The sequence below is a fragment of the Pseudomonas sp. MD195_PC81_125 genome (genome assembly GCF_014060985.1).
Classification (GTDB): Bacteria; Pseudomonadota; Gammaproteobacteria; order Pseudomonadales; family Pseudomonadaceae; genus Aquipseudomonas; species Aquipseudomonas parakoreensis.
This window is the reverse complement of the sequence record NZ_JABULD010000525.1, coordinates 1-11,954: the sequence shown is the minus strand read 5'-3', so window position 1 is coordinate 11,954 and position 11,954 is coordinate 1. Positions and strand designations below refer to the sequence as shown.

The 11,954-nt window shown below is 61.0% G+C and carries 5 protein-coding genes and 2 pseudogenes; 5 read left to right on the top strand and 2 right to left on the bottom strand.

What is annotated here, in order from left to right; genetic code table 11:
* Positions 1-680: 680 nt before the first annotated feature.
* Both HT737_RS20950 and purL read right to left on the bottom strand, forming a co-directional pair.
* The gene (locus HT737_RS20950) at positions 681-992 is read right to left on the bottom strand and encodes a YqfO family protein (protein ID WP_182403931.1); all 312 of its coding nucleotides are present in this window, start codon (positions 990-992) and stop codon (positions 681-683) included.
* Positions 993-997: 5 nt separating this feature from the next.
* The gene (gene purL / locus HT737_RS20945; protein WP_182403930.1) at positions 998-4,894 is read right to left on the bottom strand and encodes a phosphoribosylformylglycinamidine synthase; all 3,897 of its coding nucleotides are present in this window, start codon (positions 4,892-4,894) and stop codon (positions 998-1,000) included.
* Between the two features lie 285 nt (positions 4,895-5,179).
* On the opposite strand from purL, the pseudogene mltF reads away from it, so the two are divergent.
* From mltF to HT737_RS20920, 5 genes and pseudogenes are all read left to right on the top strand, one after another.
* A pseudogene (gene mltF / locus HT737_RS20940) lies at positions 5,180-6,634 on the top strand (membrane-bound lytic murein transglycosylase MltF); the annotation flags it as partial.
* A 140-nt stretch (positions 6,635-6,774) separates the two neighbouring features.
* Positions 6,775-8,341 (top strand): annotated as a pseudogene (locus HT737_RS20935) (MBOAT family protein).
* 10 nt (positions 8,342-8,351) lie between these two features.
* Positions 8,352-9,524 (top strand): alginate O-acetyltransferase, encoded by a 1,173-nt coding sequence (locus HT737_RS20930; protein ID WP_182403929.1) that lies wholly within the window; start codon positions 8,352-8,354, stop codon positions 9,522-9,524.
* Positions 9,525-9,539: 15 nt separating this feature from the next.
* Positions 9,540-10,196 carry an alginate O-acetyltransferase AlgF gene (locus tag HT737_RS20925; protein ID WP_041064839.1) on the top strand — a complete coding sequence of 219 codons (657 nt, stop codon included), beginning with the start codon at positions 9,540-9,542 and terminating at the stop codon, positions 10,194-10,196.
* 209 nt (positions 10,197-10,405) lie between these two features.
* Positions 10,406-11,857, top strand: a complete 1,452-nt coding sequence (locus tag HT737_RS20920; RefSeq protein ID WP_041064843.1) for a mannose-1-phosphate guanylyltransferase/mannose-6-phosphate isomerase — start codon at positions 10,406-10,408, stop codon at positions 11,855-11,857.
* Positions 11,858-11,954 lie beyond the last annotated feature (97 nt).

Sequence of the window (11,954 nt, the reverse complement as noted above, 5' to 3'; positions counted from 1 at the left end):
CGAAAGGCTGCGATCTTTTGATTCTGTCCCTTTGACCTTGTAAAAAATAACCMAAAAGTCAAAAAGATCGCACCTTCGGCAGCTCCTACAGGTGAGTACTGCACCCGATAGAAATTGGTCGTTTTTCAGGCCGCCATCGCTGGCAAGCCAGCTCCCACAGTTTTGATTTGTGTATACCCTATGCGGCGCAGCCGCCCACTCATCACGATGAGCGTTAGCTCGAGTACCGCTTTTGATCTTGATCCACGGGCGACATCGGAAGGCTGAGCGGAGGGATTGATCCGGGGGTGGGAGCGCAGCGACCGTTTGGCGCAGCAAAACACAGCGAGAGGAGGTGCAGCGAAGCAAACCGTAGGCGCTGCCCCCCGGATCGATCCCGCAGCGAAGGGACCCCGAGCCCCAGCGAGCGGGCCGAACGCAGGAGCAAGCGTTTTTTTTTGCTTACTTTTTTTTAGGCGTTTTGTAAAAAAAAGTGAGTCGCCGTAAGGGCGAAACCGCCAGCCGCCGCACCCGAAGCAACGGATACTCACTCAATCAGACAGAGCATGGTCGCCTATAAGGCCGCCATCGCTGGCAAGCCAGCTCCCACAATGAAACGCAGTCACCCCTCAAATCGCAGGCAACAAAAAACCCGCAGACAATCACTCATCTGCGGGTTTCCCGTTCCAGCGGCAGAAAGATCAGAAATCCTCCAGCCGCCACACTTCATAAGCCGGCGTCTCGTAAGGGTGACTCAACTTCAAAGCCGCCACCACCTCACGAATCAACGCATCACCAACCACAAGCTCAACCTTCCATTCCTCGACCCGCTCAACCCGCCCCGCCTCACCAATGAACGGCTGACTGCCGTCCAAAGGCCGAAACTGACCAGACCCAGGCACCTGCCACGCACAGTGGTCATAGTCCCCGATCCGCCCACCACCGGCAGCGAATACAGCGTGCTTGACCACCTCGACATGACTGTCGGGAACAAAAAACGCGAGCTTGTACACAGGCCTCAGTTCACCCAGACGCGCGCGTTACGGAACATGCGCATCCAGGGAGCATCTTCGGTCCAGTCCTCCGAACGCCACGAGTTCTGCACCGCGCGGAACACACGCTCCGGGTGCGGCATCATGATCGTCACACGACCGTCGCGGCTGGTAAGGCCGGTGATCCCGCGCGGCGAACCGTTCGGGTTGGCCGGGTAGGCTTCGGTGACCTTGCCGTGGTTGTCGACGAAACGCATCGCCACGCAACCGGACAGATCGGCTTCCAGCAAGGCTTCTTCGCTGGAGAACTCGGCATGGCCTTCACCGTGCGCGATGGCGATCGGCATGCGCGAACCGGCCATGCCCTGCAGGAAGATCGAGTTCGATTCCTGGATCTGCACCATCGCCACGCGCGCTTCGAACTGCTCGGAGCGGTTGCGCACGAAGTGCGGCCAGAACTCGCTGCCCGGGATCAGCTCGTGCAGGTTGGACATCATCTGGCAGCCGTTGCACACGCCGAGGGTGAAGCTGTCGTTACGCTCGAAGAAGCCCTGGAATGCATCACGGGCACGGCTGTTGAACAGTGCCGACTTGGCCCAGCCTTCACCGGCGCCGAGGACGTCGCCGTAGGAGAAACCACCGCAGGCCACCAGGCCTTTGAACTCGTTCAGGTCAACACGGCCGGCGAGAATATCGCTCATGTGCACGTCGATCGCGTTGAAACCGGCGCGGTCGAATGCGGCGGCCATTTCCACCTGACCGTTGACGCCCTGCTCACGCAGCACGGCAACCTGTGGGCGGATGCCTTTCTTGATGTAAGGCGCGGCGATGTCCTGGTTGACGTCGTAGCTCAGCTTGACGCTCAGGCCCGGGTTGTCCTCTTCCAGCAGCGCATCGAACTCTTGCTCGGCGCAGTCGGCGTTGTCGCGCAGGCGCTGGATCTGGTAGCTGGTTTCAGCCCAGGTACGTTGCAGCAGACGACGCTGGCCTTCGAACACGGTGTCACCGTTGAAAGTGATGTTGATCTGGCCATTGTTGATCGGCTGACCGATCACGGAAACGCAGTCACCCAGACCGGCAGCGCTGAATTGGGCGAGGATGTCCGGGGTCGCGTCCTGGCGAACCTGGATCACGGCACCCAGTTCTTCGTTGAACAGGATGGCGGCGATTTCTGCCGAGGATTCAGCAACGCTGTCGAGGTTCAGGCTCAGACCGCAGTGGCCGGCGAACGCCATTTCCACCACGGAGGTCAGCAGACCACCGTCGGAACGGTCGTGGTACGCCAGCAGGTGACCGTCGGCGTTGAGGCCCTGGATCACCGCGAAGAAGGCTTTCAGGTCTTCGGCGTCATCGACGTCCGGCGCCTGCTTGCCGAGCTTGCCGTGAACCTGAGCGAGGATCGAGGCGCCCATGCGGTTCTGGCCGCGACCGAGGTCGATCAGGATCAGGTCGGTGGTGCCCTTGTCCATGCGCAGTTCCGGAGTCAGGGTCTGACGGATGTCAGCCACTGGGGCGAAACCGGTCACGATCAGCGACATCGGCGAGGTCACGGTTTTTTCTTCACCGTTGTCGTTCCAGCGGGTGGCCATGGACATCGAGTCCTTGCCGACCGGGATGGTGATGCCCAGCTCTGGGCACAGTTCCATGCCGACCGCTTTGACGGTGTCGTACAAACGCGCGTCTTCGCCCGGGTGGCCGGCAGCGGACATCCAGTTCGCCGACAGTTTGATGTCGGAGAGCTTGTTGATGCGCGAGGCGGCAATGTTGGTCAGGGTTTCGCCGATGGCCATGCGGCCCGACGCCGGAGCGTCCAGCAGTGCCAGCGGAGTACGCTCGCCCATGGCCATCGCTTCACCGGTATAGACGTCGAAACTGGTGGCGGTGACGGCGACGTCGGCCACCGGAACCTGCCATGGGCCGACCATCTGGTCACGGGCCACGAGGCCGGTGATGGTGCGGTCGCCGATGGTGATCAGGAAGCTTTTGCTCGCCACGGCCGGATGGTGCAGGACGCGCTCGATGGAATCGGCGATGTCGAGGTTCGACGGATCGAAGTCATCGCCCAGCTCGGCTTCGCGCACCACCGAACGGTGCATGCGCGGCGCCTTGCCCAGCAACACTTCCAGCGGCATGTCCACCGGGTTGTTGCCGAAGTGGCTGTCGGTGACGGTCAGTTGCGGCTCGGCAGTGGCTTCACCGACCACGGCAAACGGGCAACGCTCGCGTTCGCAGATCGCCTTGAAGCGCTCGAAGTCAGCCGGGCCGACCGCCAGAACGTAACGTTCCTGGGATTCGTTGGACCAGATTTCGTGCGGGGCCATGCCCGGCTCGTCGTTTGGAATGTTGCGCAGTTCGAAACGGCCACCGCGGTCGCCGTCGTTGACCAGTTCCGGGAAGGCGTTGGACAGACCGCCCGCGCCCACGTCGTGGATGAAGCTGATCGGGTTCTTGTCGCCCAGCTGCCAGCAACGGTCGATGACTTCCTGGCAGCGACGCTCCATCTCAGGGTTTTCACGCTGTACGGAAGCGAAGTCGAGATCCGCCGAGCTGGTGCCGGTGGCCATCGAGGACGCGGCGCCGCCGCCCAGACCGATCAGCATCGCCGGGCCGCCGAGCACGATCAGCTTGGAGCCGACGACGATCTCGCCTTTCTTGACGTGCTCTTCACGGATGTTGCCCATGCCGCCAGCCAACATGATCGGCTTGTGGTAACCGCGAACTTCGTCACCGTGCGGAGTAGTGATCGACTGTTCGAAGGTACGGAAGTAGCCGGTCAGGGCCGGACGGCCGAATTCGTTGTTGAACGCGGCGCCGCCGAGCGGGCCTTCGATCATGATGTCCAGCGCATTGACGATGCGCTCAGGCTTGCCGTACGGCACTTCCCATGGCTGTTCGAAGCCCGGGATCTGCAGGTTGGACACGGTGAAACCGGTCAGGCCGGCCTTTGGCTTGGCGCCACGACCGGTGGCACCTTCGTCGCGGATCTCGCCACCGGAACCGGTGGAGGCGCCCGGGAACGGGGCGATCGCGGTCGGGTGGTTGTGGGTCTCGACCTTCATCAGGATGTGCACCGGCTCCTGCACCGCGCCGTACTGGCGGGTTTCCGGATCCGGGAAGAAGCGGCCGGCGACGTTGCCGACGATCACCGAAGCGTTGTCCTTATAAGCGGACAGCACGCCTTCGTTGTGCATCTGGTAGGTGTTCTTGATCATGCCGAACAGGCTTTTTTCCTGGCTCTCGCCGTCAATATCCCAACTGGCGTTGAAGATCTTGTGGCGGCAGTGCTCGGAGTTGGCCTGGGCGAACATCATCAGTTCGATGTCGTGCGGGTTGCGCTTGAGACCGTTGAAGGCGTTGACCAGATAGTCGATTTCGTCTTCGGCCAAGGCCAGGCCCAGTTCAGTGTTGGCTTTTTCCAGCGCGGCGCGGCCGCCACCAAGAATGTCGATGGCGGTCAGCGGCTTCGGCTCGGCGTGGCTGAACAGACCGGCGGCCTGTTCCAGATTGCCCAGGACGATCTGGGTCATGCGGTCATGCAGCACGTCGGCAATCTGCTGGGCTTCGGTGTCGCTGAACTGGCCGGCCACGTAGAACGCGATGCCGCGCTCCAGACGCTGAATCTTGCTCAGGCCGCAGTTGCGGGCGATGTCGCTGGCCTTGCTCGACCATGGCGAGATGGTGCCGAAACGCGGCAACACCAGGAACAGACGGCCGGTCGGCTCTTGTACCGGAACGCTTGGGCCGTACTTCAGAAGGCGCGCAAGCACCTGCTGTTCGTCGCCGGTCAGGACGCCGGTGACTTCGGCGAAGTGAGCGAATTCAGCATACAGGCCATTGACAGCTGGAACCTTCTGGCTCAGTTGCTCAAGGAGTTTGCTGTGGCGAAAGGCAGAAAGGGCAGGAGCGCCGCGCAGGATCAACATCTTCGGGACAGCCTCGGGAAGGGGTGTGCTTTGAGGCCGTGCATTCTAGCCTAAACCGCCCTCAACATCACCCGAAACGCTACGCACGGTTGCACTCGGATATCAATCTGTGTTTCTGCCTTTGAAGTCAAATTTCGAGCGTGTGCGGGCCACGCTTATTTTTTCTGTCACAAAATGCCGTTCAGCCCCATTCCTGCGGGGTTTCGTGCGGTTTTGTGATCTCTAGCAGACAAGCCCTTCACTGTCGAGATATGGCGCCCGCAGCCGTTTGCGTATACTGCGCACATGTTTTTCCCAACGGCTTTGCGTCCGCGGTACGCCAAATGGCTGATCGCAACCGGACTCTTCCTGATGCTCGGCGGCTGTGTTGATAAACCCAACACACTCGAGCGCGTAAAGGAGGATGGTGTGCTGCGGGTGATTACCCGTAACAGCCCCGCCACCTACTTTCAGGATCGCAGCGGTGAAACCGGCTTCGAATACGAGCTGGTGAAGCGCTTCGCCGACGATTTGGGGGTCGAACTGAAGATCGAGACCGCCGACAACCTCGATGACCTGTTCAACCAGATCGGCAAGCCGAACGGCCCGGTACTGGCGGCGGCGGGCCTGGTCAGCAGCGAGGAGCGCAAGAAGCAGGTGCGGTTCTCCCACTCCTACCTCGAAGTCACCCCGCAGATCATCTATCGCAACGGCCAGTCGCGGCCGACGGATCCCGGCGATCTGGTCGGCAAAAAGATCATGGTGCTCAAGGGCAGCACCCACGCCGAACAGCTGGCCGAGCTGAAAAAGAAATTTCCGGGCATCGAATACGAAGAATCCGACGCCGTGGAAGTGGTCGACCTGTTGCGCATGGTCGATGAAGGCCAGATCGACCTGACGCTGGTCGATTCCAACGAAGTGGCAATGAACCAGGTGTACTTCACCAACATCCGTGTGGCCTTCGACCTCGGGGATGCGCGCAGCCAGAGCTGGGCGGTGGCCGCCGGCGAAGACAACAGCCTGCTCAACGAGATCAACGCCTACCTCGACAAGGTGCAGAAGAACGGCACCCTGCAGCGCCTGAAAGACCGTTACTACGGCCACGTCGATGTCCTCGGCTACATGGGCGCCACCACCTTCGCCCAGCACCTGCAGCAGCGCCTGCCCAAATACGAACAGCACTTCAAGGCCTACGCCAAGAAAGAGAAAATCGACTGGCGCCTGCTCGCGGCCATCGGTTATCAGGAATCGCTGTGGCAACCGGCGGTCACTTCGAAAACCGGCGTGCGCGGTTTGATGATGTTGACCCAGAACACCGCTCAGGCGATGGGCGTGTCGAACCGGCTCGATCCCAAGCAAAGCATCATGGGCGGCGCCAAGTACCTGGCCTACATGAAGGATCAGCTCGACGAGTCGATTCAGGAACCGGACCGTACCTGGTTCGCCCTGGCGGCGTACAACGTCGGCAGCGGCCACCTCGATGATGCGCGCAAACTGGCATCCCGCGAAGGCCTGAACCCGGACAAGTGGCTGGACGTGAAGAAGATGCTGCCGCGCCTGTCGCAGAAGCAGTGGTACAGCAAGACCCGCTACGGCTATGCCCGGGGCGGCGAGCCGGTGCATTTCGTGGCGAACATCCGTCGCTACTACGACATTCTGACCTGGGTGACCCAGCCGCAGCTCGAGGGCGATCAGGTGGCCGAGGGCAATCTGCATGTGCCGGGGATCGACAAGTCAAAACCGGCTCAAGAGCCTGCCCCCGCTCTAAAAAGCAAAAAGATCGCAGCCTTCGGCAGCTCCTACAGGGCGGCAGCGAGATTTGAGTTAGCCCTCCGGTTTTACGTGGGGGGTTTGGGGGGGCTTTGGCCCTTGACTGTTGGTTCAAACATGGAGAGATCGGGATGGTATTTTCATCCAACGTGTTCCTGTTTCTGTTCTTGCCGATCTTTCTCGGCTTGTACTACTTGAGCGGGCAACGCTATCGCAACCTGTTGCTGCTGATCGCCAGCTACGTGTTCTACGCGTGGTGGCGGGTGGACTTCCTGGCGCTGTTCGCCGGCGTCACCCTGTGGAACTACTGGATCGGCCTGAAAGTCGGTGCCGCCGGCGTGCGTACCAAACCGGCGCAGCGCTGGCTGCTGCTCGGCGTCGCGGTCGACCTGTGCATCCTCGGCTACTTCAAATACGCCAATTTCGGCGTGGACAGCATCAACGCGATCATGACCTCGTTCGGTCTGGAACCGTTCATCCTGACCCACGTGCTGCTGCCGATCGGTATCTCGTTCTACATCTTCGAATCGATCAGCTACATCATCGATGTGTACCGCGGCGACACCCCGGCCACGCGCAACCTGATCGACTTCGCGGCGTTCGTGGCGATCTTCCCGCACCTGATTGCCGGCCCGGTTCTGCGCTTCCGCGACCTCGCCGATCAATTCAACAACCGCACCCACACCCTCGACAAGTTCTCCGAGGGCTGCACGCGGTTCATGCAGGGTTTCATCAAGAAGGTGTTCATCGCCGACACCCTCGCGGTAGTGGCCGACCACTGCTTCGCCCTGCAAAACCCGACTACGGGTGATGCCTGGCTGGGCGCGCTGGCGTACACCGCGCAGTTGTATTTCGACTTCTCCGGTTACAGCGACATGGCCATCGGTCTGGGCCTGATGATGGGTTTCCGCTTCATGGAAAACTTCAAGCAGCCGTACATCAGCCAGTCGATCACCGAGTTCTGGCGTCGCTGGCACATCAGCCTGTCGACCTGGCTGCGTGACTACCTGTACATCACCCTCGGCGGTAACCGCAAAGGCACGCTGATGACCTATCGCAACCTGTTCCTGACCATGCTGTTGGGTGGTCTGTGGCACGGCGCGAACATCACTTACATCGTCTGGGGCGCCTGGCACGGCATGTGGCTGGCGATCGAAAAAAATGCTCGGCATCAACACCTCGCCGCGCAGCCTCAACCCGATCCGCTGGGCGCTGACCTTCCTGCTGGTGGTGATGGGCTGGGTGATCTTCCGTGCCGAAAACCTGCACGTCGCCGGGCGCATGTACGGCGCGATGTTCAGCTTCAGCGACTGGTCGCTGTCGGAACTCAACCGCGCCAGCCTCACCGGTCTGCAAGTGGCAACCCTGGTGGTGGCGTACGCAACGTTGGCGTTCTTTGGCTTGCGTGATCTGTACACCAATCAGCCTCCGGTCAAAACCAAGCCAGTGGTCAACGTCGAAACCGACGGCCCTGCCGCTGCGACTCCGGGAACGATCAAAGCCGCACCCGGCGAAAACCCGGCGAGCATCCACGAGCCTGGCTACACCGTCGGCGTCGAAGCCCAGGTGCAACCGGCGTACTGGACGGCGGACTGGTCGCGCTACGTGATGCGCGGGCTGATCCTGCTGCTGTTCATCGCCTCGATTCTCAAACTCTCGGCGCAAAGCTTCTCGCCGTTCCTTTACTTCCAGTTCTGAGGGATCTGACATGACCCGCTCATTACGCATCTTCTACATCGCGCTGTTTCTGCTGACCCTGCTGGTGCTCGGTCTGTGGTCGGTGCGCAGCTTCTTCGGCTTCAACACCAATGCCGACGCGACGGTGCTCAACGGCCGCTGGACCAAAGCCGTGGAAACCCACTACGACGATCAGTTTCCGATCAAGCGACTGGGCACCAACCTCTGGGCGGCGCTGGATTTCAAACTGTTCAACGAAGGGCGTCCGGGCGTGGTGCTCGGTCGCGATCAGTGGCTGTACAGCGACGAAGAATTCAACCCGATCGTCAACGAAGAGCTGAACCTGCAAGGCAACTACGCGCTGGTCGAAGGCGTGCGGCAGACCCTGAAAGAGAAAGGCGTGAAACTGGTGATGGCGATCGTGCCGGCCAAGGTGCGCCTGTACCCGGAACACCTGGGTGAAGTGAAACCGGCAAGCATTCACGCCAACCTTTATCAGGACTTCCACGCCCGTGTCGCGGCAGACAAGATTCTCGCCCCGGACCTGCTCGGCCCGCTGCAACAAGCCAAGCAAAACGGTCAGCAAGTGTTCCTGCGCACCGACACCCACTGGACCCCGGAAGGCGCCGAAATCGCCGCCAACACCCTGGCCAAGACCATCGCCGACAAGTTCCCGCTCAGCGGCGAGCCGCAGCGCTTCGTCACCACGCCAGCGGAGAAGGTCACGCACAAGGGCGACCTGCGTCTGTTCCTGCCGCTGGATCCGCTGTTCGAAAACCTGATGCCGGCGCAAGAACCGCTGCAAAAGCGCAACACCGTGGCCGCCGAGCAACCGGCTGGTGACGACGCGCTGTTCGCCAGCAGCGAAGTACCGGTCGCACTGATCGGCACCAGCTACAGCGCCAACCCCAACTGGAACTTCATCGGTGCGCTGAAACAAGCGCTGCACAGCGACGTGGTCAATTACGCCGAGGACGGCCACGGCCCGATCCTGCCGATGCTCAGCTACCTGAAAAGCGATGACTTCAAGAACAGCCCGCCACAGGTGCTGATCTGGGAGTTTCCTGAACGATATCTGCCTGTGAACAACGAAATCGGCGACGCCGACCCGCAGTGGGTCGCAGAGCTCAAACAAGCCGGTGCTCGCCAACAAAACGTAGCCATCAACACTAAATCCGAGACGCCCGATCGGGCGCAAAACTGAAAGAGAGGTAACACCATGACTTTCACTACTACTCCTCGTCGTCTCGCCAAACGCTTCGCACTGGTTGCGGGTCTGAGCGTGCTGTCGGTCCAGGCCTTTGCCGGTGGCGACGCCGCGCTGTACGGCCCGACCGCGCCGAAAGGCTCGACCTTCGTGCGGGTCTACAACGCCAGCAACGCCGAAGTCAGCGCCACCGTCGGCAGCACCAATCTGAGTGACGTAGCGCCACTGGCCAGCAGCGACTTCAGCTTCATGCCGGGCGGTGACTACAGCGCCAAAGTCGGCAGCCAGACCCTGCCGGTCAAACTGGCCGGTGACCACTACTACACCCTGGTCAACAACGCTTCCGGCGCGCCGCAACTGATCGAAGAGCCGCCGTTCAAGAACAAGCAGAAATCCCTGGTGCGCGTGCAGAACCTCAGCGACAAGCCGCTGACCCTGAAGACCGCCGACGGCAAGACCGAGGTTGTGCCGAACGTGGCCGCCAAGGGCCGTGGCGAGCGTGAAATCAACCCGGTGAAAGTCAGCCTGGCGCTGTACGAAGGTGACAAGAAAGTCGGCGACGTGAAACCGGTCGCGCTGGAGCGCGGTGAGGCCGCGGTGCTGTACGTCACCGGCTCCGGCAGCAGCCTGTCGCCAGTCTGGGTGAAGCGCCCGGTGTCGACTCGCTAACAATTTCCCGATGAGACGCTGATCCCTGTAGGAGCTGCGGCACGCTGCGATCTTTTTGACGTTGTTTTTTAAAGATCAAGAACAACAGATCGCAGCCTTCGGCAGCTCCTACAGGGGAATGCGGCGGCCTCTCGGTACGAGACAACAACAAGAGTGAAACGACACAACGTTCGTGCCTCTAACCAATCGATTTTTATGGAGTAAACAACATGATTCCGGTGATCTTGTCAGGTGGTAGCGGTTCACGTCTTTGGCCGCTTTCGCGTAAGCAATTCCCTAAACAATTCCTCGCCCTGACCGGTGAACACACGCTGTTCCAGCAAACGCTGGAGCGCCTGGTGTTCGAAGGCATGGACACGCCGATCGTGGTCTGCAACAAGGATCACCGTTTCATCGTCAACGAACAGTTGGCCAACCGTAACCTCGAATGCCAGCGCATCCTCATGGAGCCGTTCGGCCGCAACACCGCACCGGCCGTGGCGCTGACTGCGATGATGCTGGTCAACGAAGGGCGTGACGAACTGATGCTGGTGCTGCCGGCCGACCACGTGCTGGAAGACCAGAAAGCCCTGCAACGCGCCCTCGCCCTGGCCACCGTCGCCGCCGAAAACGGCGAGATGGTGCTGTTCGGCGTGCCGGCGACCAAACCGGAAACCGGCTACGGCTACATCAAATCCACCGGCGACTCGCTGCTGCCAGAAGGCGTCAGCCGCGTTTCGCACTTCGTTGAAAAACCCGACGTCAAACGCGCCACCGAATACGTCGAGTCCGGCGGCTACTACTGGAACAGCGGCATGTTCCTGTTCCGCGCCAGCCGCTTCCTCGAAGAGCTGAAAAAGCACGATCCGGACATCTACGACACCTGCCTGCTGACCCTTGAGCGCAGCCAGCAGGACGCCGACACCATCACCTTCGACGAGGCCACCTTCGCCTGTTGCCCGGACAACTCCATCGACTACTCGGTGATGGAAAAAACCCAACGCGCCTGCGTGGTGCCGCTGACCGCCGGCTGGAGCGATGTCGGTTGCTGGTCGTCGCTGTGGGAAGTCAACGAGAAGGATGCCAACGGCAACGTCAGCAAGGGCGATGTGGTGATCCAGGACAGCAAGAACTGCATGATCCACGGCAACGGCAAACTGGTGTCGGTGATCGGCCTGGAAAACATCGTCGTGGTCGAAACCAAGGACGCGATGATGATCGCCCACAAGGACAAGGTCCAGGGCGTCAAGCAGATGGTCAACACGCTCAACGAGCAGGGTCGCAGCGAAACCCAGAACCACTGCGAGGTCTACCGTCCGTGGGGCTCGTATGACTCGGTGGACATGGGCGGCCGTTTCCAGGTCAAGCACATCTCGGTCAAGCCGGGCGCGTGCCTGTCGCTGCAGATGCACCACCACCGCGCCGAACACTGGATCGTGGTCAGCGGCACCGCCGAAGTGACCTGCGATGACAACGTGTTCCTGCTCTGCGAGAACCAGTCGACCTACATCCCGATCGCCTCGGTGCACCGCCTGCGCAACCCGGGCAAGATCCCGCTGGAAATCATCGAAGTGCAGTCGGGTTCGTACCTGGGTGAAGACGATATCGAGCGCTTCGAAGACATCTACGGTCGCTCCACCCCGATCGAACGCGGCGTGTCGGTGAAAACCATCGCGCAGTGATCTCCCGGCAATAGGAAGCCCCCCGTCCAGCCCGCTGCGTCCCCTATCCGCAGTGGGTTGGGGCGGGGGCTTTTTTTAGAAGCAAAAGATCGCAGCC